Genomic DNA, 22,347 nt, shown 5'->3' with positions numbered 1-22,347 from the left:
CATGCCCGCCAGATTCGCCGATTTCAGACCGGATGGGAATCCGACAGGCTGCTAGCGCGCCATGACGATGTAATTGACGCCGACATCGCGGCTGATCCGCCAGCCGCCGCCCGCGCCCATCGTCAGCCCGGCGATATCCGCCACGCGCAGCCCCGCCGCCCTGAGGTCCGCGCCGAGCTCCGCCGGGCGGACGAACATCCGCCAGTCATGGGTGCCGACCGGCAGCAGCCGCAGCAGGTACTCCGCGCCCAGCTTCGCCATCAGGAAGGAGCGCGGCGTCCGGTTGAGCGTCGAGAGGAAGACCGGCCCGCCCGGCTTCACCAGCCGCGCCAGCTGCCGGCAGAAGGCCTCCCGGTCCGCCACATGCTCGATCACCTCGAGGGCGGCCACGGCATCGAAGCCGCTCTCCTCCAGCGTCTCCGGCATCCCCTCCCGGTAGTCGATCTCGAGCCCCTGGGCGGCGGCATGCGCCCGGGCGACCCCGAGCGCGCTGGCCGCCGCATCGAGCCCCGTCACCCGCGCCCCGGCCCGCGCCAGCGCCTCGCTGGCGAGCCCCGCGCCGCAGCCGACATCGAGGATCCGCATCCCGTCCAGCCTCCCGCCGAGCCGCCCGATGATCCAGCCCATCCGCGCCGGGTTCATCGCATGCAGCGGCGCCATCGGCCCTTTCGGGTCCCACCATTCGACCGCCAGCCGGTCGAATTTGGCGATCTCTGCGCCGATCGCGGTTCCGGGTCCCGGCATGCGCCATCCTCTTCCGGTTGCAGCCCGTGGGCCGGATCGGTATCTGTGCCGCCCTTGCCGCGGCCGCAACTGCCGCCGCGGCCCTGTTTCGGACGCAGACGCCCCGCCATGGCCCGCATCGTGATGAAGTTCGGCGGCACCTCCGTCGCCGATCTCGACCGTATCCGCAACGTCGCCCGTCGCGTCCAGCGCGAGGTGGAGGCGGGCCACGAGGTCGCCGTGGTGGTCTCCGCTATGTCCGGCGTGACGAACCAGCTCGTCAAGTGGTGCCAGGAGCTCTCGCCCCTGCACGATGCCCGCGAATACGACACGGTGGTGGCGACCGGCGAGCAGGTGACGATCGGCCTGCTGGCCATCGCGCTGCAGACCATCGGCGTCGATGCCCGCTCCTGGCAGGGCTGGCAGGTGCCGATCATCACCGACAATGCCCATGGCAAGGCCCGGGTCGAGAGCATCGACGGCTCGCTCCTGATCGAGCGGATGCGCTCCGGCCAGGTCCCTGTCATCGCCGGCTTCCAGGGGCTGGAGACCGGTCGGAACCGCATCACCACCCTCGGCCGCGGCGGCTCCGACCTCTCGGCCGTCGCCATCGCCGCCGCGGTAAAGGCGGATCGTTGCGATATCTACACCGATGTCGACGGCATCTACACCACCGACCCCCGCATCGTCCCTCGCGCCCGCAAGCTGGAGCGGATCAGCTACGAGGAAATGCTGGAACTCGCCTCGGTGGGTGCCAAGGTGCTGCAGACCCGCTCGGTCGAGCTCGCCATGAAGCAGCGCGTGCGGGTGCAGGTGCTTTCCAGTTTCGAGGACAAGCCAGGTTCCCTGGTGGTAGATGAGGACGAGATCGTGGAACAGCCGGTCGTGAGCGGCATCGCCTATTCCCGGGACGACGCCAAGGTGACGCTGCGGCGCGTGCCGGACCGGCCGGGCGTCGCCGCCAATGTCTTCGGCACGCTGGCCAAGGCCAACGTCAACGTGGACATGATCGTGCAGAACATCGGCGCCGACGGCACGACGGACATGACCTTCACCGTCGGCAAGGCCGACCTCGCCCGCGCCCAGGACGTGCTGGAGCGGGCCCGGGCCGAGATGGGCTTCGAGAGCCTGGTCGCGGACCCCGACGTCGCCAAGATCAGCGTGGTCGGCGTCGGCATGCGCAGCCATGCGGGCGTCGCCAACACCATGTTCGGCGCGCTCGCCGAGAAGGGGATCAATATCCAGGTCATCTCCACCAGCGAGATCAAGGTGAGCGTCCTGGTCGGCGCCGACTACACGGAGCTCGCGGTGCGCGCCCTGCACACGGCCTATGGCCTGGACGGGCCCGGCTGATGGACGGCATTACTTCCCTGCCCCCCGGCATGGCCGCGCTCGACCGGCTGATGGAGCGCGGCGCCGCCTTCCTCGGCAGCCGCTACGCCATCCTCGGCGGCGCCATGTCCTGGGTGAGCGAGCGCAACCTCGTCGCCGCCCTCTCCAATGCCGGCGCCTTCGGCGTCATCGCCTGCGGCGCGATGGAGCCGGACCGGCTGGCCCAGGAGATCGCCGGCACCCAGGCGCTGACCGGGCGCCCCTTCGGCGTGAACCTCATCACCATGCACCCCCGCCTGGAGGCACTGGTCGAGACCTGCCTCGAGGCCCGGGTCGGCCATATCGTCTTCGCCGGCGGCATCCCGCCGGGCTCCGCCATCAAGCGGGCGAAGGAGGGCGGCGCCCGGGTCGTCTGCTTCGCCCCGGCGCTGGCGCTTGCGAAGAAGCTGGTCCGCTCCGGCGCCGATGCCCTCGTCATTGAGGGCTCCGAGGCGGGCGGCCATATCGGCCCCGTCTCCCTCAACGTGCTGGCGCAGGAGATCCTGCCCGCCATGGCCGCCGACGTGCCGATCTTCGTGGCGGGGGGCATCGGCCGCGGCGAGGCCATGCTCTCCTACCTGGAGATGGGCGCGGCCGGCGCGCAGCTCGGCACCCGCTTCGTCTGCGCGACGGAATGCATCGCCCATCCGCTGTTCAAGCGCGCCTTCATCCGCGGCGCCGCCCGCGACGCGGTGCCGACGCTGCAGATCGACGAGCGCTTCCCGGTCATCCCGGTCCGCGCCCTGGTCAATGCCGGCACCAAGCGCTTCATGGCCCACCAGGCCGAGGTGCTGGCGCGGTTCCAGTCCGGCGAGCTGGCCAAGGACGCCGCCCAGCTCGAGATCGAGCATTTCTGGGCCGGTGCCCTCCGCCGCGCCGTCGTCGACGGCGATGTGGAGAATGGCAGCCTGATGGCCGGCCAGTCCGTCGGCATGGTGGACCGCGAGGCCCCCGCCGCCGAGATCATCGCCGAGCTGATCGGCCAGGCCGCCACCGCCCTGGCCCGCCGGGGAGGGTAAGCCCCAGCGGGTGACGGCGGAATGACACGCGCAACCTGGGATGCGATTCGGTTTGCCGCGCGGGCAGCCAGGGTCTAAATCCCAGATGCGTGTTGGACGACATGAACCGCTTCCCCCGCCCCGAACCCTCCGCCGCCGAGGCCGCCCGCCTGGGCGAGGAGTTGCGCGACGCGCGCTTCGCCCTCGGCCTCTCGGTCGAGGACATCGCCGCCTCGCTCCGCATTCGCGGCCCCTACCTGGTGGCGCTGGAGGAGGGCCGCGTGCGCGACCTGCCGGCGCCCGCCTATGCCCTCGGCTTCGTCCGCACCTATGCCCGTGCCCTCGGCCTCGACGGGGATGAGGTCGTGCGCCGCTTCCGCGAGGCCAGCGGCCCGGCGGTGCAGCGCAAGACCGACCTCGTCTTCCCCGAGCCCGTGCCGGAGCGCGGCCTGCCCGCCGGCGCCGTCGTGCTGGTCGGGGCGGTGATCGCGGTCGGCGCCTATCTCGGCTGGTACCAGTGGTCCGGCAGCGGCGACCGGACGGTGGATGCCGTGCCCTCCGTCCCGGCGCGGATCGAGCAGGCCGCCCGCCTCGACCCGGCGCCCGGTCTCGCCGCCCCGCCGCCCGCGCTGATGGCGCCGCCCACCCCCTCGCCGGCGGCTGCCCAGGCCGCAACGGCGCCGGCCGTCCCCACGCCCCCGGCTGCCGCGCCCGAGGGCCGCGTCGTTCTTCGCGCCAAGGCGGATGCCTGGATCCAGCTCCGCGACCGCGGCAACGGCACGGTGATCCTCAACCGGGTCCTCCGCCCGGGCGAGAGCTACACCGTCCCGCCGCGCGACGGCCTGCTCTTCACCACCGGCAATGCCGGCGGCCTCGACATATTGGTGGATGGCCAGCCGGTGCCCGCCCTCGGCGGCGCCCAGGCCGTCCGCCGCGACCTGCTGCTGGAGCCGGAGCGGCTGAAATCCGGCCAGCCACCCCAAACCGCCGCGGCCGCCGCGCCACGCCCGGCGCAATAGGCCGCCAAGGCCGCTTGGGCATCGCCGCCCGGGCTGCCATATTGCCGGCCAGGACCCCAACGGGATTTCACCGCATGAGTTATCGCCCATACCAGATGATCACCCGGCGCAAGTCGCGCCAGATCATGGTGGGCAAGGTGCCGGTCGGCGGCGACGCCCCGATCACCGTCCAGACCATGACCAACACCCCGACCGAGGATGCCGCGGCGACCATCGCCCAGATCCGCCGGGCCGAGGTGGCGGGCGTCGACATCGTCCGCGTCTCCTGCCCGACGCCGGAGAGCACCGCGGCGCTGGCCGAGATCGTGCGCGAGGTGAACGTCCCCGTCGTCGCCGACATCCACTTCCACTACCGCCGCGCCATCGAGGCGGCGAAAGCGGGTGCGGCCTGCCTCCGCATCAATCCGGGCAATATCGGCAGCGCCGAGCGGGTGAAGGAGGTGGTGAAGGCCGCCCGCGACCATGGCTGCTCGATCCGCATCGGCGTGAATGCCGGGTCGCTCGAGAAGCACCTGCTGGAGAAGTATGGCGAGCCCAACCCGGACGCCCTGGTCGAGAGCGCGCTCTGGCACGCCGCCCATCTGCAGGACAACGACTTCCACGAGTTCAAGATCAGCGTGAAGGCGTCCGACGTCTTCCTCGCCGCCGCCGCCTACCAGCAGCTCGCCGAGGTCTGCGACCACCCGCTGCATATCGGCATCACCGAGGCGGGCGGCCGGCGCACCGGCACGGTGAAGAGCGCCATCGGCCTCGGCAGCCTGCTCTGGGCCGGCATCGGCGACACCATCCGCGTCTCCCTCTCGGCCGAGCCGGAGGAGGAGGTGCATGTGGGGTGGGAGATCCTGAAGTCCCTCGGCATCCGCCACCGCGGCGTGAAGATCATCTCCTGCCCCTCCTGCGCCCGGCAGGGCTTCGATGTCATCCGCACCGTGGCGACGCTGGAGGACCGGCTCGCCCATATCGAGACGCCGGTGACGCTCTCCATCATCGGCTGCGTGGTGAACGGCCCGGGCGAGGCGCTGATGACTGATATCGGCCTCACGGGCGGCGGCGCCGGCCGGCACATGATCTACGCTTCCGGCAAGACCGACCACACCATCGACGAGGCCGCCATGGTCGACCACGTGGTCGAGCTGGTGGAGCGCCGCGTCGAGGCGATCAAGGCCGCGGAGGCCGCCGAGAAGGCCGCGCTGGCGGCCGAATAGGGGTGAACGGCCTCAGCTTCTCCGCCCTGTTGCTTGGCCAGCTGAGGCCGCAGGCCGCGCCGGGGCCGCGCCTGGTGCGCCGCCTCGGCTGGATGCTGCTGGCCGAGCTGGTGCTCTTCCTCGCCCTCACCCTGGCGGACCGCCTGCCGCGCTGAGGCGGCAGGCGGCCCCGGGCCTGTCAGCGGTGGCTGTGGCTGGCCCGCGCGCTGGTTCGCGAGCCTTCCAGCCGCTGCGCCGCCTGCAGGTGCTCCTGCAGCAGGGGCAGGTGGCGCTGGGCGAAGGCCTTCACATCGGGGTCCGTGCCGTCCCGCGCCTCGGTCTGGAAGGCGGTCACGTCCTCCTGGTGGTCGGCGACCATCGCCTGGGCGAAGGCGCGGTCGAAGGCCCGGCCGCGCAGTCCGGCCAGCCGGTCGTACATCGCCTGGTGCTGCGCCCCCATGCTGTCCGGCGGGGTGATCTGCTTCTGCTGGGCGAGGGTCAGCATCTCCTGGTTGACCTGGGTATGGTCCGCCACCATCCGCTCGCCGAGGCGCCGGACCGCCGGGGAGCTGCCGCGCTGCTGGGCGAGACGGCCCATCTGCACCTCGGCGATGCCGCCCCGCGTCGCCGTCGTCATGAAGCCGGCATCGGTGGTGGAGAGGGTCGGGTTCACCTGCGCCTTCGCCGCCGCGACCGTGGTATCCGCCGCCTGCTGCGTCTGCGCGCAGCCCATGAGCAGGACGGGCAGCAGCGCCGCCGACCAGACCAAGCGTTTCATGCATCTTCTCCTTGCCGTGGGAACCTCCCGCAACAGCGCCCGAGAACCGGCACCGTTCCGTTGCGTCGCTTGCCCCGGATCGCTTGCCCTGAGCGGGGCGGAGGGCTATCCGGCATCCCATGACCCCCCTGCAACCCGCCCGCGGCACCCGTGACCTGATCGGCGAGGAACACCGCCGGCACCACCACGTCGTCGACACCGCGCGCCGGATCGCCACCCTCTACGGCTTCGAGGAATGGGCGACCCCCATCTTCGAGGACACCCGCGTCTTCGCCCGCGGCCTCGGCGACACCTCGGACGTCGTCTCGAAGGAGATGTACAGCTTCGAGGACCGCGGCGGGGAGAGCATCACCCTCCGCCCCGAGAACACCGCCGGCGTCTGCCGCGCCCTGGTCAGCAACGGCCTGACCCAGGCGAACCTGCCCCGCAAGGTCTTCTATGCCGGGCCGATGTTCCGCTACGAGCGGCCGCAGCGGGGCCGCTACCGCCAGTTTACCCAGATCGGCATCGAGGTGCTGGGCGCCGCCGAGCCGCTGGCCGATGCCGAGGTGATCGCCTGCGGCTGGCACATCCAGCAGGCGCTCGGCATCACCGAGGGCACGGTGCTCGAGGTCAACACCCTCGGCGATGCAGCGAGCCGCGACGCCTATCGCGCCGCCCTCGTCGCCTACTTCACCGCCCACCAGGACCGGCTCTCGGCCGACAGCCGCATGCGGCTCGAGCGCAACCCCTTGCGCATCCTCGACAGCAAGGATGCCGGCGACCGCGCCATCATCGCCGACGCGCCCACCATCTTCGACCACCTGACGCCCGAGGCCGCCGCCTTCTTCGATGCCGTGCAGCGCCACCTCGCCGCCTTCGCCGTGCCCTTCCGCATCAACCCGCGGATCGTCCGCGGCCTCGACTACTACAGCCACACCGCCTTCGAATTCGTCACCGAGCGCCTCGGCGCCCAGGGCACGGTCATGGGCGGCGGCCGCTACAACGGCCTGGTCGAGGAGATGGGCGGCCCTCCCACCCCCTCCGTCGGCTGGGCCGCCGGCGTCGACCGCCTGGCCCTGCTGATCGAGGGCATGGGCCTCACCCCCGCCGCCCCCCGCCCCGTCGCGGTGATCCCGGTCGGCGACGCCGCCGAAGCCGCGGCCCTCGCCCTGCTGCAAAGCCTCCGCCGCGCCGGCATCCCCGCCGAGGTCGCCTACAAGGGCAACCTCAAGCGCCGCATGGAACGCGCCAACCGCCAGTCGGCCCGCGCCGCCGTCATCCTCGGCGAGGAGGAGCTGGCGCAAGGCGCCGCCCAGCTCCGCGACCTCGATGCCGGCACGCAGGAGACCGTCCCGCTGGCGGAGATCCCCGGCCGCCTCGCATGAGCATTTCCGACAAGCTCGACCGCGTCCTGACCCGCGCCGAGGAGGTCCGCCACCTCCTCGCCACCGCCGATGGCAGCCAGTTCGGCGCCCTCTCCAAGGAGCTCTCCGAACTCGAACCCCTGGTCGAGAAGGTCGAGGCCCTCCGCGCCGCCATCCGCGCCCGCGACGAGGCCGAGGCCATGCTCGGCGACCCGGAGCTGCGCGAGCTGGCCGAGGATGAGTACCTCGCCCAGAAGGACGCCGTACCCCGCCTGGAGCGCGAGGTCCGCCTCATGCTCCTGCCCAAGGACAGCGCCGACGAGCGCAGCGCCATCCTCGAGATCCGCCCCGCCGCCGGCGGCGACGAGGCTGCCCTCTTCGCCGCCGAGCTCTTCCGTGCCTACCAGCGCTATGCCGAGGGCCGCCGCTGGCGCTTCGAGGTGCTGGACTACGACGAGGGCGAGCTGGGCGGGGTGAAAGGCGCGACGGCCGAGATCGCCGGCACCGGCGTCTTCGCCCGCTTCAAGTACGAGAGCGGCGTCCACCGCGTCCAGCGCGTCCCGGCGACGGAGACGCAGGGCCGCATCCACACCTCCACCGTCACCGTCGCCATCATGCCGGAGGCCGAGGAGGTGGACGTGCAGATCAACGAGGGCGACCTCCGCATCGACACCTACCGGGCGAGCGGCGCCGGCGGCCAGCACGTCAACAAGACCGACAGCGCCGTCCGCATCACCCACATCCCCACGGGAACGGTGGTGGCGATGCAGGAGGAGCGCAGTCAGCACAAGAACCGCGCCAAGGCGATGAAGGTGCTCCGCGCCCGCATCTACGAGGCCCAGCGCGCCCGCCTCAGCGAGGGCCGCGCCGCCGACCGCAAGAGCCAGGTCGGCACCGGCGACCGCAGCGAGCGCATCCGCACCTACAACTTCCCCCAAGGGCGCGTGACGGACCACCGCATCGGCCTGACCTTGCACAAGATCGACAAGGTGATGCTCGGCGAGTTCGATGAGATCATCGACGCCCTGACCCAGGAGGACGAGGCGGCCCGGCTCGCGGCCGAGGGCGAGTGAGCGCCTGCGCCGATCCGGCGGGGACGGTCGGCTTCTTTCTCTGCCGCGCCGGCCAGGCCCTCCGCGCCGCAGCTATCGAGGCGCCTCGCCAGGAAGCCCGGCTGCTGCTCGCCCACAGCCTAGCCTGCCGCGAGGAGGACCTGCTGCGCGACCCCCGCGCCCCCGTCCCGCCCGAAGCGGCCGCCCGCTTTGCCGACCTGCTCCGGCGGCGCCTGGACTATGCGCCGATTGCCCATCTCCTGGGCGAGGCCGAATTCTGGTCGCTCCCCTTCCGCGTCTCGCCTGCGACCCTCATCCCCCGCCCCGATACCGAGACCCTGGTCGAGGCCGCGCTCGAAGCCTTCCCCGACCGCGCCGCGCCCCACCGCCTGCTCGATCTCGGCACCGGCACCGGCTGCCTGCTGCTGGCGACCCTCTCAGAGTACCCGGCCGCCACCGGCCTCGGCCTGGACCGCATTCCGAAGGCCGCCGCGCTTGCCCGGGAGAATGCCCGCCGCCTCGGCCTCGCCCCCCGCGCCCGCTTCCTCGCCGCCGACTGGGCCGCCCCGCTCGCAGCCCGCTTCGACGTGGTCCTCTCCAACCCGCCCTATATCGAGAGCGCGGCCATCCCCGGCCTGATGCCCGACGTCGCCCGGCACGAGCCCGCCTCCGCCCTCGATGGTGGCGCCGACGGCCTCGCCGCCTACCGCCACCTGACCGCGATCCTCCCCACGCTTCTCGCCCCCGGCGGCCGCGCCATCCTCGAGCTCGGCCAGGGCCAGCGCCCCGCCGTCGAGGCCCTGGCCCGCGCCGCTGGCCTCACCCCCATCGCCTGCCGCCCCGACCTCGGCGGCATCGACCGCGCCCTGGTCCTTGCCCCGGAATGACCCTTTCTTGCGCAGTGCCGCAAAAAAACAGTTTGGCGCCGGGCCCGGCAGCGACTAGCTTGAACCCAGGCCTTCGCGGGCAGGCGGGCATGTCCCACGCTGCGTGGGCCCCAATCCGTTGGGCAGCCCTGGCAAGCATGGCGTCCGCGGCGCTTTGAACCACATCGACCGCCACAGCCGATCCGACCCGACAGCCGGGCAAGGACGGGGCGGCCAAGCTGCGAGACGGCAGACGCAATACCGATGAACATGAAACGGATTCGCGGCCGCAGCCACCGGCATGGTGGAGGCGGCGGAGGCGGCGGCGGGGGTGGCGGCGGCGGGCAATATCGCCCGGCTTCCCACCAGCCGATGAGCCGGAACCACGTCTTCGACTCCAACGGCCCGGACATGCGCCTGCGCGGGACCGCGCAGCAGCTCTTCGAGAAGTACCTTCAGCTCGGCCGCGACGCGACCGGCTCGGGCGACCGGGTGATGGCCGAGAGCTACTTCCAGCACGCCGAGCACTACTTCCGCATCATCAATGCGATGAACCAGGTCCAGCAGCAGCAGGGTGGTCAGCAGCAGCCCCGCCGCTACCAGAACGGCCCGGATGGCGGCGAGGGCGGCGAGAACCAGGGCGACCAGCAGCCCGAGTTCAACGGCCACGGCCAGAACGGCCAGCCTTACGGCAACCAGCCCCAGAACGGCCAGTCCATGGAGAACGGCCAGGACGAGGACGAGCAGCAGCCCCAGGCCCAGCCTGGGATGCGCGAGCGCGAGCAGCTCTGACACGCGCGACGCCTGCGCGTTGACAGCCCGGGGCGCCGGCCCCAGGCTGCCGGATGTTCCAAGGGGGGCTCCAGGCTGGGGCTGAGATATGGCGGGCCCGCCATGACCCTTCGAACCTGATCCGGGTCATGCCGGCGTAGGGAACGGAACAAGCGGGCAGCGTCCCTTCGGGGCATGTCCGCCCCCGCGCGTCACACCACCCGGATCTCCATTGGTTTGTCGCGTGATTCACGCCTCCGGTCGTTCCGACCTTCGGCGATCACGCTCCCAGGAGGTCCAAGAATGCCCGATATCTTCCCACCCGAGACCCTCGAGGTCACCACCGGCCCGTTGCCGGCCTCGCGCAAGATCCACATCGCCGGCACCCACCATCCCGACATCCGGGTGGCGATGCGCGAGATCGCGCTCGACCCTTCGGCCAAGGAGCCGCCGCTCCGCGTCTACGACACCTCCGGCCCCTATACCGACCCGCTCCACCCGACCGATATCCGCCGCGGCCTGCCTGCGCTGCGCGCCGGCTGGATCGAAGCCCGCGGCGATGTCGAGGCCTATGAGGGCCGCGACCCCAAGCCCGAGGATGACGGGCTGAAGCCCGGCGAGGCCCGCCGCGTCCCCGTCTTCGACCGCGGCCAGCGCCGGCCGCTCCGCGCCCGTCCCGGCGCCGCGCCCACCCAGCTCGCCTATGCCCGAGCCGGCATCGTCACGCCGGAGATGGAGTATGTCGCCATCCGCGAGAATCTGGGCCGCGCCCGCCTGCGCGAGGCCGCCGAGCGCGACGGCGAGAGCTTCGGCGCTGAGATCCCCGACTACGTCACCGCCGAGTTCGTCCGCGACGAGGTCGCCCGTGGCCGCGCCATCATCCCCGCCAACATCAACCACCCGGAATCGGAGCCGATGGCGATCGGCCGGAATTTCCTGGTGAAGATCAACGCCAATATCGGCAACAGCGCCGTCGCCTCCTCCGTCGCGCAGGAGGTGGACAAGCTCGTCTGGGCCATCCGCTGGGGCGGCGACACGGTGATGGACCTCTCGACCGGCCGCAACATCCACACGACCCGCGAATGGATCATCCGCAACTCTCCCGTCCCCATCGGCACTGTTCCGATCTACCAGGCGCTGGAGAAGGTCGGCGGCAAGGCGGAGGACCTGACCTGGGAGATCTTCCGCGACACGCTGATCGAGCAGGCGGAGCAGGGCGTCGACTACTTCACCATCCATGCCGGCGTGCGGCTGGCCTACATCCCGCTGACGGCGAAGCGCGTGACCGGCATCGTCTCCCGCGGCGGCTCGATCATGGCGAAGTGGTGCCTGGCGCATCACCAGGAGAATTTCCTCTACACGCATTTCGCCGAGATCTGCGAGATCATGCGGGCCTATGACGTCAGCTTCTCGCTCGGCGACGGCCTCCGCCCCGGCTCCATCGCCGATGCCAACGACGCCGCGCAATTCGCCGAGCTCGAGACGCTGGGCGAGCTGACCAAGATCGCCTGGGCCCGCGACGTGCAAGTGATGATCGAGGGCCCCGGCCATGTGCCCATGCACAAGATCAAGGTGAACATGGAGAAGCAGCTCGAGGTCTGCGGCGAGGCGCCCTTCTACACGCTCGGGCCCCTCACGACGGACATCGCCCCCGGCTACGACCACATCACCAGCGGCATCGGCGCGGCGATGATCGGCTGGTTCGGCTGCGCCATGCTCTGCTACGTGACGCCGAAGGAGCATCTCGGCCTGCCCGACCGGGACGACGTGAAGACCGGCGTCATCACCTACAAGATCGCCGCCCATGCCGCCGACCTGGCCAAGGGCCACCCGGCGGCCAAGCTCCGCGACGATGCCCTCAGCCGCGCCCGCTTCGAATTCCGCTGGCGCGACCAGTTCAACCTCGGCCTCGACCCGGAGACGGCGGAGAAGTTCCACGACCAGACCCTGCCGGCCGAAGGGGCGAAGCTCGCCCATTTCTGCTCCATGTGCGGCCCGAAATTCTGCTCGATGAAGATCAGCCAGGAGGTCCGCGAGGCGGCGCAGCAGGGCATGGAGGAGATGTCGGAGCGCTTCCGCGGCAATGGCGGGGAGATCTACCTGCCGCCGGTGGCGCGGTAGGGCAAACTCCGGTCAGGTGGATTAACCTGACCGGGGAAATTCGCTCGCCCGAACAAAGAGCTAGAGCGGGTTCCGTGAGCCAATGCGAACGGAGGCCGCTCTGGCCTGCCAGCCACGGCCTGCCCTTGCGGTGCGCAGTGGTCGGAGAGCGTCCGCAAATCCTATGCGGGCGAACTGGTCGTCGGCCGCGACCTGATGGAGATCGCCCTTCCGCACTGAACGAATCTTGGGGAGGAAACGCCATGCCGAAAAACCTGGTCTGCCTGTGGTTCGACAAGGACGCCGAGGTGGCCGCCCGCTTCTACGCCGCGACCTTTCCCGACAGCTCGGTCGGCGCCGTGCATCGCGCCCCGAGCGACTACCCGGCCGGCCGCAAGGGCGATGTGCTGACGGTCGAGTTCACCGTCGCCGGCATCCCTTGCCTCGGCCTGAACGGGGGCCCCGCCTTCAGCCATAACGGGGCCTTCTCCTTCCAGATCGCCACGGACGACCAGGAGGAGACCGACCGCTACTGGAATGCCATCCTGCGCTATGGCGGGCAGGAGAGCGCGTGCGGCTGGTGCAAGGACCGCTGGGGCATCTCCTGGCAGATCACCCCACGCGTCCTGACGGAGGCGCTCGCCGCCGGCGGCGAGGAGGCAAGGCGCGCCTTCGAGGCCATGATGACCATGCGGAAGATCGACGTCGCCGCAATCGAGGCAGCGCGCCGGGGCTGACCCCCGGCCTCCTGCGCTTGCACCGGGATAGGGTCGGGTTTATAGGAATAAAAGCCAAGGACCGAGCCGCGTCCGGAGCGGCCCGGCAGGCCCCATCAACCCCTCAAACTCTCAATTTTCCGGATAAGTCCAGACAGCTCAATGTCCCGGTTCCGGCCGGCTTCAATCCTTGAACCCGTTCAAGCCTAATGCAGCATGTCCCCCTGCATCGGCTCCAGCGCATCGCCCACCGCCAGCCGCCCGCCCTCGATCACCTCGGCATAGACCCCGAGATCGGCATGGCCGAACCGCTCCCGCAGCACCTTGGCTGGCCTCGCATCCCGCTCCGCCGTCTCCGGGTTCACCTCCGTCGCCGGGCAGCGGACGATCCGCTTGAACACGCGCAGCCGCGCCCCGCCGAGCTGGATCTCCTGCCCCAGCAGGCCGAAATCCCCCCAGGGCTGCCCGCCCGAGACATAGACATTCGCCCGGAACCGCAACGGGTCGAGCCGCATCCCGCCCGCCTCCTCCAGCGCATGCAGGCTGGCGAGGCCGATGATGGAGATGCACTTCGCTGCCACATCGGTGAAGTTGTGCCCCGGCGCCTCGACGAAGCGCGGCACCCCCCGTGCCTCCTCGCCCATGAAGGCGGCGAGCCAGGCCGCGATCTCCCGCCGCCCCGCCTCGCTCCGCGTGTCGCCGAGGAAGGGTGCCCCCTCCGGCGGGCGGATCAGCAGCTGCCCGCTCCGCGGGTCGAAGGCCGTGTGCAGCAGCGCCAGCCGCGCATTCGCCATCAGGCAGCCGAAATGCCGCTTCTGCAGCCAGGTCGGCGCCGCTGGGTCGAAGGGCGCATCCCCCTGGGCCAGCGCGAAGCGCCGGTCATGCGGCAGGCACTCGCCCTCGCGGAGGGTGACCTCCTCCAGCGCCTCGGCGGTGAGGCCCTTCACCGGGTAGCGGTAGATATGTTCGACCCGCATCGGAATAGATTCTCCCGCCCCTTGACCACGCGCAAGGCGAATTACCACATCCTATGGCGAACTGGGTGCCGCCGTCGCCTCTTCAGGGGCGGTGGCTCCCGTCGCCTCGATGAGGGACAAGACTGATGGACATAGAGAAATTCACCGAGAGGTCCCGCGGCTTCCTCCAGGCCGCCCAGACCATAGCCATCCGCGAATACCACCAGCGCGTCACGCCGGAGCACCTGCTCAAGGCGCTGCTCGACGATGAGCAGGGCGCGGCCGCCGGCCTGATCCGCGCCGCCGGGGGCGATGCCGCCCGCGCCAGGCAGGCCGTCGACCTCGAGGTCAGCCGCCAGCCGAAGGTCACAGGCGGCGGCGCCGGCCAGCCGCAATTCACCCCCGACATCGTCCGCGTGCTCGACGCCGCCCAGCAGCAGGCGCAGCGCGCCGGCGACGAGTATGTCGCCCAGGACCGCCTGCTCGTGGCGCTCGCCGCCAGCGACGGCGCGGCCGGCCGCATCCTCAAGGGGGCCGGGGCCGATGCCCAGCGGCTCGAGGCCGCGGTCACCGACCTCCGCCGCGGCCGCAAGGTCGACAGCCAGAATGCCGAGCAGAGCTTCGACGCGCTGAAGAAATACGCCCGCGACATCACCGAGGCCGCCCGCGAGGGCAAGCTCGACCCGGTCATCGGCCGCGACGAGGAGATCCGCCGCGCCATCCAGGTGCTCGCCCGCCGCACCAAGAACAACCCGGTGCTGATCGGCGAGCCCGGCGTCGGCAAGACCGCCATCGTCGAGGGCCTCGCGCTCCGTATCGTCAAGGGCGACGTGCCCGAGGCGCTGAAGTCGAAGCGCGTCATGGCGCTCGACCTCGGCGCCATGGTGGCCGGCGCCAAGTATCGTGGTGAGTTCGAGGAGCGCCTGAAGGGCGTGCTCTCGGAAGTCGAGCAGGCCGCCGGCGAGATCATCCTCTTCATCGACGAGATGCACACCCTCGTCGGCGCCGGCAAGGCGGATGGCGCGATGGACGCCTCCAACCTGCTGAAGCCGGCTCTCGCCCGCGGCGAGCTGCACTGCATCGGCGCGACGACGCTGGATGAGTACCGCAAGCATGTCGAGAAGGACGCGGCGCTCGCCCGCCGCTTCCAGCCCGTCTTCGTCGGCGAGCCGAGCGTCGAGGACACGGTCAGCATCCTGCGCGGCATCAAGGAGAAGTACGAGCTGCATCACGGCGTCCGCATCACGGACGGCGCGCTGGTCGCGGCTGCGACCCTCTCCAACCGCTACATCACCGACCGCTTCCTGCCCGACAAGGCGATCGACCTGGTGGACGAGGCGGCCAGCCGCCTCCGCATGCAGGTCGACAGCAAGCCGGAGGAGCTGGACGCGATCGACCGCGACCTGATGCGCCTTAAGATCGAGCGGGAGGCGCTGCGGAAGGAGGAGGACGCCGCCTCCCGCGACCGGTTGGTCAAGCTCGAGAAGGAGCTGGCCGACCTCGAGGAGCGCTCGCGCGAGATGACGCAGCGCTGGGAGGCGGAGAAGGGCAAGGTCGTCGAGAGCCAGAAGCTCAAGGAGGAGCTGGACCGCGCCCGCACCGAGGTCGAGCTGGCCCAGCGTCGCGGCGACCTCGCCAAGGCGTCCGAGCTGCTCTACGGCACCATCCCGACGCTCGAGAAGCAGCTCGCCGCGACCGGCGATGGCGATGCGCGGCTGGTGAACGAGGCCGTCACCGAGGAGGGCATCGCCGGCGTCGTCAGCCGCTGGACCGGCATCCCGGTCGAGAAGATGCTGGAGGGCGAGCGCGCCAAGCTCCTCAAGATGGAGGACAAGCTGCGCGAGCGCGTGGTCGGCCAGCCGGAGGCGCTGGAGGCGGTCAGCAAGGCCGTCCGCCGCGCCCGCGCCGGGTTGCAGGACCCGAACCGGCCGATCGGCAGCTTCCTCTTCCTCGGCCCCACGGGCGTCGGCAAGACGGAGCTGGTGAAGTCCCTCGCCGCCTTCCTCTTCGACGACGAGCGAGCGATGACGCGCATCGACATGTCCGAGTACATGGAGAAGCACGCCGTCTCCCGCCTGGTCGGCGCCCCTCCGGGCTATGTCGGCTATGACGAGGGCGGCGCGCTGACCGAGGCGATCCGGCGGCGCCCCTACCAGGTCATCCTCTTCGACGAGGTCGAGAAGGCGCATGAGGATGTCTTCAACATCCTGCTCCAGGTGCTCGACGACGGGCGGTTGACGGATGGCCAGGGGCGGACGGTCGACTTCCGCAACACCATTATCGTGCTGACCAGCAATCTCGGCAGCCAGGCCATCGCCGAGCTGCCGGAGACGGCGGATATCGAGGCGGCGCGCCCGGCGGTGATGCGGGCGGTGCGGGACCGGTTCCGGCCGGAATTCCTGAACCGGCTGGACGAGATCGTGCTGTTCCGCCGCCTCGCGCGCGGCGACATGGCCTCGATCGTCGACATCCAGCTCGCGGGTCTCCGGCGCCTGCTGGAGGACCGCAAGATCGCGCTTGCCCTGGACGACAAGGCGCGCGAGTGGCTGGCCGAGGCCGGCTACGACCCCGCCTATGGCGCCCGGCCGCTGAAGCGGGTGATCCAGCGCAACCTGCAGGACCAGCTGGCCAACCTGCTGCTGGAGGGCCGCATCCATGACGGCGAGACGCTCAACGTCACCGCCGGCACGGATGGGCTGGTGATCGCCCAGGCGCCGCTCGCCGCCGCGGCGTAACGACCGGCGGGAGGGCAGCGCCCTCCCGCATCGCCTTTCTCCCCAGGCTCGCGACACTGCCATCGCACCCGGCCCGGTAGCGCCGCGTTGCTGCGACGCTACCGCTGACCTGAGGGCGATACATGAGTTCTGGCCCGCACCGGCGCCTCGCCAGCATCCTGCTGCTGGCGGCGCCGCTGGCCGCCTGCACCGGCGGCCCGCTCGATCCGCGTGGGCCGGTAGCGGAGCAGCAACGCCTCCTCATCTTCAACTCGCTCGCGGTGATGCTGGCGATCGTCATCCCGACGATCATCGCCGCGGTCGGCTTCGCCTGGTGGTTCCGCGAGACCAATCCGCGGGCGAAGCGGCGGCCCGACTTCGTCTATTCCGGCCGTGTCGAGATCGTCATGTGGGCGATCCCGCTGCTGACCGTCATCTTCCTCAGCGGGCTCATCTGGACCGGCACCTACAACCTCGATCCCTACAAGCGCCTCGTCTCCGACCGGCCGACGACGGAGGTGCAGGTCGTCGCCCTCGACTGGAAATGGCTGTTCATCTACCCCGAGCAGCGCATCGCCAGCGTGAACGAGCTGGTGGTGCCGGCCGGGGCGCCGGTGCATTTCGACATGACCTCGGCGAGCGTGCTGAACACCTTCTTCATCCCGCAGCTCGGCGGGATGATCTATGTGATGAATGGCATGGTCACGCAGCTCAACCTGCAGGCCGACCATCCCGGCGAGTTCTACGGCCGCTCCGGGCATTTCAGCGGCGACGGCTTCTCCGACATGCGTTTCACCACGCGCGCCGTGCCCGAGGCGGAGTTCACCCGCTGGGTCGAGGGCGTGCGCGGCGGCGACCAGGTGCTCGACCGCGCCGCCTATGACGAGCTGATGAAGCAGAGCATCCCCAACCGGCCCTTCACCTATCGCGACGTCGATCCCGGCCTCTTCGCCGCGGTGACCACCCAGCGCATCCCCCCCGCCGCCGGCCCGAGGCGCGGCCGCGGCGGGCCGGAGATCCATGAGAAGGCGGAGAGATAGATGCTCGGCAAGCTCACCTGGGATGCGATCCCCTGGGACCAGCCCATCCCGCTCGTCGCCGGCGGCGTCGTCGGCCTGATCCTGCTCGGCGTCATCGGCTGGATCGTCGTGAAGGGTTACCTGCCCTATCTCTGGCGGGAATGGATCACCAGCGTCGACCACAAGCGGATCGGCGTGATGTACACGCTGCTCGGCATCGTCATGCTGCTGCGCGGCTTCGTCGACGCCATCATGATGCGCTCGCAGCAGGCGCTGGCCTTCCAGGCCGGGGGCTACCTGCCGCCGGAGCACTACAACCAGGTCTTCTCCGCCCATGGCGTGATCATGATCTTCTTCGGCGCGATGCCCTTCGTCATCGGGCTGATGAATTTCGTCGTGCCGCTCCAGCTCGGCATCCGCGACGTCGCCTTCCCGACGCTGAACTCGGTGAGCTTCTGGCTGACCGCCTCGGGCGCACTGCTGGTGAACATCTCGCTCGTCGTCGGCGAGTTCGCCCGCACCGGCTGGCTGCCCTACCCGCCGCTGTCGGAGACGGCCTACTCGCCCGGCGTGGGGCCGGACTACTATGTCTGGGCCCTGCAGATATCCGGCATCGGCACGCTGATGTCGGGCATAAACCTCGTCACCACCATATTGAAAATGCGCGCCCCCGGCATGGGCTATTTCCGCATGCCGATGTTCTGCTGGACGGCGCTAACCTCCAACCTGCTGATCGTCGCCGCCTTCCCGATCCTCACCGCGACGCTCGCGATGCTGACCCTCGACCGCTATCTCGGCTTCCACTTCTTCACCAACGAAGCCGGCGGCAACATGATGATGTTCGAGAACCTCATCTGGGCCTGGGGCCACCCGGAGGTCTATATCCTGCTGCTGCCGGCGCTCGGCATCTTCTCGGAGGTGATCTCCTGCTTTTCGGGCAAGCCGCTCTTCGGCTACCGCTCCATGGTGCTGGCGACGCTGTGGATCTGCCTCAACGGCTTCATGACCTGGCTGCACCACTTCTTCACCATGGGGGCGGGGCCAGGGGTGAACACGGCCTTCGGCATCTCCACCGCCCTGATCTCGGTGGCGACGGGGGTGAAGGTGTTCAACTACATCTTCACCATGTATGGCGGGAGCATCCGCTACACGACGCCGATGCTCTGGGCCGTCGGCTTCCTCGTCGCCTTCGTCATCGGCGGGATGACGGGCGTGCTGCTGGCGGTGCCGCCGGCGGACTGGCAGCTGCACAACAGCCTCTTCCTCGTGGCCCACTTCCACAACGTCATCATCGGATCGACCATCTTCGGCGCCTTCGCCGGGCTGACCTTCTGGTTTCCCAAGGCCTTCGGCTTCAGGCTGGACGAGACATGGGGCCAGCGGGCCTTCTGGTTCTCCTTCGCCGGGCTCTGGGCGACCTTTCTGCCGCTCTACATGGCCGGCCTGCTCGGCATGACGCGGCGGATGCAGCATTACGACGTGCCGGAGTGGCGGCCCTGGGTGCTGCTCGCCGGGGCCGGCACGGTCGTCATCTTTATCGGCGTGGCCTGCCAGGTGATCCAGCTCATCGTCAGCATCCGCAACCGGCATGCGCTGCGGGACGAGACCGGCGACCCGTGGGACGGGCGTTCGCTGGAATGGTCCACAGCCTCGCCGCCACCGGCCTTCAACTTCGCCACTATGCCGAATGTGCAGGATGAGGAGCCCTACTGGACCATCAAGCAGAAGTCGATCGAGAGCCAGGATTTGGCGCAGGAGCCGGATTACGGGCCCGTCTGCATGCCGCGCAACTCGCCGACCGGCTTCATCTGCGCCTTCTTCTCGACCATCACCGGCTTCGCCCTGATCTGGGAGATCTGGTGGATGGTACTCGCCGGGCTGGTAGCCGCCTTCGCCACCTTCGTGGTCTTTGCCTGGCGGGACAAGCATGAGTACGAGATCCCCGCCGAGGAGGTGGCGCGCCTCGACCGGGAGCGCCGCGCCGCGCGCCATGCCTGGCTGCAGAAGAAGCTCGCCGAGGTGAGGGAGCCGGCATGAGCGCAGCCGACACCCTCACCCCGCCGCGCAACCGCGACCCCTACAAGCTCGGCGGCCGCCGGAACGACGGCGCCGGGGGCGGCCATGGCGGCGGCGGGCAGCATGACGAGGCGACCGGGCATGGCGAGGGCGGGCCGGCCTCCCCGCGGGTCATCGTCGGCTATGGCTTCTGGATCTTCCTGCTCAGCGACATCATCATGTTCTCGGCCTTCTTCGCCGCCTATGCGGTGCTGGCGCCGAACACCGCCGGCGGGCCGAGCGGGCGGGCCCTGTTCGAGCTCGACCGCGTCGCCATCCAGACGGGCTGCCTGCTGCTCTCGAGCTTCACCTGCGGCCTGTCCAACGTCGCCGCGGATGCGCGGAACAAGCTCTGGACGGAGCTTGGGCTGCTGGCCACCGGCCTGCTCGGCGCAGCCTTCCTGCTGCTGGAGCTGCAGGAGTTCGCCGGGATGATCGAGCAGGGCGCGGGGCCCGACCGCAGCGCCTTCCTCTCCGCCTTCTTCGCCCTGGTCGGCTGCCACGGGCTGCATGTCTTCGCCGGGCTGCTCTGGCTGGGGACGATGATGGCGCAGGTCTGGGTGAAGGGGTGGCGGCCGCATGTCGTCCGGCGGCTGCTCTGCTTCAACCTGTTCTGGCACGCCCTCGACATCGTCTGGGTCGCGCTCTTCACCATCGTCTACCTGATCGGATCCGGCGCATGACCGACATGCCGCGCGAGCACGCCCCCTCCGACGAGGGCGACAGCGCCCCGGGCGACAGCGATGTCGCCAAGGGGATCACCAGCTACCTCATCGGCCTGGGGTTGGCGGCGCTGCTCACCGTCGCCTCCTTCACCCTGGCGGGGACGAGCTTCATCTACGGGCCGGGCCTGCCGGTGGCGCTGGTGGTGCTGGCGATCGCGCAGATCGGCATCCACCTCGTCTTCTTCCTGCACATCACCACGGCGCCGGACAACACCAACAACGTCATGGCGCTGGCCTTCGGCGTCTTCATCGTCTTCCTGGTGGTCGGCGGCTCCATCTGGATTATGAACCACCTCAACCACAACATGATGCCGATGGAGCACAGCATGCCGATGTAGGCCGCTACTCGGCCCAGGCGACCTCCTGCATGGGCTCGAGATGCGCGATCTGCGCGAGGATCGCCTGGCGGGTGCGCTGGAAGGCGGCGAGTTCATCGCCGGCGAGCAGGACGGTGGCCGCCGGCCGCGCGATGGCGGGGTCGACCGAGCGGCCGTTCTCGACGATCTCGTAGTGGAGATGCGGGCCGGTGGCGAGGCCGCTCGAGCCGACGCGGCCGATCACCTCAGCCTGGCCGACGCGGTTGCCCTGCTTCAGCCCTTGCGCGAAGGCGGAGAGATGGGCGTAGCGCGTCATCGACCCGTCCGGATGGCGCAGCTCGATCAGCCTGCCATAGCCGCTGGCGAAGCCGAGGCGCTCGACGACGCCCTCCGCCGCGGCGAGCACCGGCGTGCCGTGCGGCGCGGCGAAGTCGATGCCCTGGTGCATGCGCGTGAAGCCAAGCACCGGGTGCCGCCGCTGGCCGAATTCGGAGGAGATGCGTGCGCCGTCGAGCGGCGTGCGGAGGAAGTTGCGGCGCAGGCTGCGGCCGGTCTCGTCGAACCATTCGGGGCCGTTCGCCGTCTCGTGCCGCCAGAGGGAGAGGCGGCGCCTCGACAGGCGGAACTCGGCATGCAGCACGTCGCCGTCGCGCAGCAGGCCGCCCTCGGCATCGCGGAAGCGCTCGAACAGCACGGTGAAGCCGTCGCCCGGCTGCAGCTCGCGCTGGAAGTCGACAGCGTGGCCGAGCATGCGCACGAGGTTGACGCTGAGCGCCGGGGGCAGGCCGGCGGCCTCGAGGTCGTGCCGCGGCGCGCCGGTCACTTCGCCCTGGGCATAGACCAGGTGGCGGTGGCGGGCTGCTTCCTCCTCGACGGCCTGCCAGCCGGAGGGGGTGCGGGAAACAGTGACGGTGCGGCCCGGCGCCGGCTCGAGGATGAGGGCAGTCAGGGCGTCGTCGCGGCTCGGGTCCTGGCGGAGGGTGACCTCGTGGCCGGGCTGCAATCGGCGCGGCGGGAAGATCGGGGCGAGGGCGCTGATCGCCGGACGCGCCTCGTCCGGCTCGACGCCGGCGCCGGCCAGAAGCTGGGCGAGGGTATCGCCAGGGCGGGCGACGAGGACGCGGACGGCTTCGGTCTGTGCCGTGGGGGAAGGCTTCGGTGGGTCGGGCTGGGCCGGAGCCGCCGCCGGGCTGGCGAGCAGGATGACAAGACTAGGCAGCCAACGCGTCGGACGCGCGATGCAGTGCAACATGAAACCCCTCCCAGGGCTGAAATATGGCGAAACCCTTTGGAGGAAAAATAAGTAAAGTCAACGGGTTGACGTGTGCGCTTGCGTGATGAGCTGAGGCCTGTTGGATTTTTCGAAAAAAGGGCTTTGACAGGGTCGGGCCATGGGCCTAGAAGCCGCCTCCCGACGACGACGGCAACGCCGATCGCCGGGCCGCTGAAGAGCGGGCCTTGACTGCGGTGGCGCTAGTCACTAAGTTAAGCGCCCCGCTGATGAGGCGGCTCTCCCAACCCGGCAGGGTGTGTCGCCGGTCGAGCCTTTGGGCGCAAGCCTGAGGACGGCCGCGAGGGAGTTTTGTTCTTTTAAAGTCGCATCAGGTTTTGGAAGCGCGTAATGGATGTATGCGTTG

The 22,347-nt window shown here is 70.1% G+C and carries 20 protein-coding genes and 1 riboswitch; of the genes, 16 read left to right on the top strand and 4 right to left on the bottom strand.

From position 1 onward, the window contains the following. Nucleotides 1–51: 51 nt before the first annotated feature. Nucleotides 52–744, bottom strand: coding sequence for a bifunctional 2-polyprenyl-6-hydroxyphenol methylase/3-demethylubiquinol 3-O-methyltransferase UbiG (ubiG, locus tag AC5JJ1_RS21420; RefSeq protein ID WP_495787143.1), 693 nt, complete (start codon nucleotides 742–744; stop codon nucleotides 52–54). A 108-nt stretch (nucleotides 745–852) separates the two neighbouring features. Here ubiG and AC5JJ1_RS21415 point away from each other — a divergent pair, with 108 nt between their 5' ends. The 5 genes from AC5JJ1_RS21415 (at nucleotide 853) to AC5JJ1_RS21395 (ending at nucleotide 5,471) form a co-directional block, all read left to right on the top strand. Beyond that, complete coding sequence (locus AC5JJ1_RS21415) at nucleotides 853–2,076, top strand: aspartate kinase (protein WP_495787142.1); 1,224 nt, start codon at nucleotides 853–855, stop codon at nucleotides 2,074–2,076. Continuing rightward, nucleotides 2,076–3,113: an NAD(P)H-dependent flavin oxidoreductase gene (locus AC5JJ1_RS21410; RefSeq protein WP_495787141.1), complete on the top strand. Its 1,038-nt coding sequence runs from the start codon at nucleotides 2,076–2,078 to the stop codon at nucleotides 3,111–3,113. The genes AC5JJ1_RS21415 and AC5JJ1_RS21410 overlap by 1 nt, the downstream gene beginning before the upstream one ends. A gap of 89 nt (nucleotides 3,114–3,202) precedes the next feature. Continuing rightward, nucleotides 3,203–4,111: a helix-turn-helix domain-containing protein gene (locus AC5JJ1_RS21405; protein ID WP_495787140.1), complete on the top strand. Its 909-nt coding sequence runs from the start codon at nucleotides 3,203–3,205 to the stop codon at nucleotides 4,109–4,111. Between the two features lie 74 nt (nucleotides 4,112–4,185). Beyond that, nucleotides 4,186–5,316, top strand: coding sequence for a flavodoxin-dependent (E)-4-hydroxy-3-methylbut-2-enyl-diphosphate synthase (gene ispG, locus AC5JJ1_RS21400; protein ID WP_495787139.1), 1,131 nt, complete (start codon nucleotides 4,186–4,188; stop codon nucleotides 5,314–5,316). A 2-nt stretch (nucleotides 5,317–5,318) separates the two neighbouring features. After that, nucleotides 5,319–5,471 carry a hypothetical protein gene (locus tag AC5JJ1_RS21395; protein ID WP_495787138.1) on the top strand — a complete coding sequence of 51 codons (153 nt, stop codon included), beginning with the start codon at nucleotides 5,319–5,321 and terminating at the stop codon, nucleotides 5,469–5,471. A 23-nt stretch (nucleotides 5,472–5,494) separates the two neighbouring features. Here AC5JJ1_RS21395 and AC5JJ1_RS21390 read toward each other — a convergent pair whose 3' ends face one another. Further along, the gene (locus tag AC5JJ1_RS21390) at nucleotides 5,495–6,073 is read right to left on the bottom strand and encodes a DUF4142 domain-containing protein (protein ID WP_495787137.1); all 579 of its coding nucleotides are present in this window, start codon (nucleotides 6,071–6,073) and stop codon (nucleotides 5,495–5,497) included. A gap of 119 nt (nucleotides 6,074–6,192) precedes the next feature. On the opposite strand from AC5JJ1_RS21390, the gene hisS reads away from it, so the two are divergent. The 6 genes from hisS to AC5JJ1_RS21360 all read left to right on the top strand — a co-directional run bounded on the left by hisS (nucleotide 6,193) and on the right by AC5JJ1_RS21360 (nucleotide 12,945). Further along, on the top strand, nucleotides 6,193–7,440 hold the full coding sequence (gene hisS / locus AC5JJ1_RS21385) for a histidine--tRNA ligase (RefSeq protein ID WP_495787136.1): 1,248 nt from the start codon (nucleotides 6,193–6,195) through the stop codon (nucleotides 7,438–7,440). Continuing rightward, nucleotides 7,437–8,492 (top strand): peptide chain release factor 1, encoded by a 1,056-nt coding sequence (prfA, locus tag AC5JJ1_RS21380; protein WP_495787135.1) that lies wholly within the window; start codon nucleotides 7,437–7,439, stop codon nucleotides 8,490–8,492. The genes hisS and prfA overlap by 4 nt, the downstream gene beginning before the upstream one ends. Continuing rightward, complete coding sequence (gene prmC, locus AC5JJ1_RS21375; protein WP_495787134.1) at nucleotides 8,489–9,358, top strand: peptide chain release factor N(5)-glutamine methyltransferase; 870 nt, start codon at nucleotides 8,489–8,491, stop codon at nucleotides 9,356–9,358. The genes prfA and prmC overlap by 4 nt, the downstream gene beginning before the upstream one ends. A 351-nt stretch (nucleotides 9,359–9,709) precedes the next feature. Beyond that, nucleotides 9,710–10,129 carry a DUF4167 domain-containing protein gene (locus AC5JJ1_RS21370; RefSeq protein WP_495787133.1) on the top strand — a complete coding sequence of 140 codons (420 nt, stop codon included), beginning with the start codon at nucleotides 9,710–9,712 and terminating at the stop codon, nucleotides 10,127–10,129. Between the two features lie 51 nt (nucleotides 10,130–10,180). After that, nucleotides 10,181–10,290, top strand: a riboswitch (TPP riboswitch). A gap of 121 nt (nucleotides 10,291–10,411) precedes the next feature. After that, nucleotides 10,412–12,229: a phosphomethylpyrimidine synthase ThiC gene (gene thiC / locus AC5JJ1_RS21365; protein WP_495787132.1), complete on the top strand. Its 1,818-nt coding sequence runs from the start codon at nucleotides 10,412–10,414 to the stop codon at nucleotides 12,227–12,229. Between the two features lie 242 nt (nucleotides 12,230–12,471). Further along, the gene (locus tag AC5JJ1_RS21360) at nucleotides 12,472–12,945 is read left to right on the top strand and encodes a VOC family protein (RefSeq protein WP_495787131.1); all 474 of its coding nucleotides are present in this window, start codon (nucleotides 12,472–12,474) and stop codon (nucleotides 12,943–12,945) included. Between the two features lie 185 nt (nucleotides 12,946–13,130). Here AC5JJ1_RS21360 and AC5JJ1_RS21355 read toward each other — a convergent pair whose 3' ends face one another. Then, nucleotides 13,131–13,901, bottom strand: coding sequence for an MOSC domain-containing protein (locus AC5JJ1_RS21355; RefSeq protein ID WP_495787130.1), 771 nt, complete (start codon nucleotides 13,899–13,901; stop codon nucleotides 13,131–13,133). A gap of 125 nt (nucleotides 13,902–14,026) precedes the next feature. Here AC5JJ1_RS21355 and clpB point away from each other — a divergent pair, with 125 nt between their 5' ends. The 5 genes from clpB (at nucleotide 14,027) to cyoD (ending at nucleotide 20,731) form a co-directional block, all read left to right on the top strand. Next, entirely contained in the window at nucleotides 14,027–16,615 is a 2,589-nt protein-coding gene (gene clpB / locus AC5JJ1_RS21350; protein WP_495787129.1) for an ATP-dependent chaperone ClpB, read from the top strand. 122 nt (nucleotides 16,616–16,737) lie between these two features. Further along, nucleotides 16,738–17,634 carry a ubiquinol oxidase subunit II gene (gene cyoA, locus AC5JJ1_RS21345; RefSeq protein WP_495787128.1) on the top strand — a complete coding sequence of 299 codons (897 nt, stop codon included), beginning with the start codon at nucleotides 16,738–16,740 and terminating at the stop codon, nucleotides 17,632–17,634. Next, entirely contained in the window at nucleotides 17,635–19,650 is a 2,016-nt protein-coding gene (locus tag AC5JJ1_RS21340; RefSeq protein WP_495787127.1) for a cbb3-type cytochrome c oxidase subunit I, read from the top strand. It begins immediately after the preceding gene. Then, nucleotides 19,647–20,351 carry a cytochrome c oxidase subunit 3 gene (locus AC5JJ1_RS21335; protein ID WP_495787126.1) on the top strand — a complete coding sequence of 235 codons (705 nt, stop codon included), beginning with the start codon at nucleotides 19,647–19,649 and terminating at the stop codon, nucleotides 20,349–20,351. The genes AC5JJ1_RS21340 and AC5JJ1_RS21335 overlap by 4 nt, the downstream gene beginning before the upstream one ends. Beyond that, nucleotides 20,348–20,731, top strand: coding sequence for a cytochrome o ubiquinol oxidase subunit IV (gene cyoD / locus AC5JJ1_RS21330; RefSeq protein WP_495787125.1), 384 nt, complete (start codon nucleotides 20,348–20,350; stop codon nucleotides 20,729–20,731). The genes AC5JJ1_RS21335 and cyoD overlap by 4 nt, the downstream gene beginning before the upstream one ends. Nucleotides 20,732–20,735: 4 nt before the next feature. Here cyoD and AC5JJ1_RS21325 read toward each other — a convergent pair whose 3' ends face one another. Next, nucleotides 20,736–21,962, bottom strand: coding sequence for a M23 family metallopeptidase (locus AC5JJ1_RS21325; RefSeq protein WP_495787124.1), 1,227 nt, complete (start codon nucleotides 21,960–21,962; stop codon nucleotides 20,736–20,738). Nucleotides 21,963–22,347 lie beyond the last annotated feature (385 nt).

The organism is Belnapia sp. (assembly GCF_059504005.1).
This window is presented reverse-complemented; position numbering and strand designations above follow the sequence as displayed.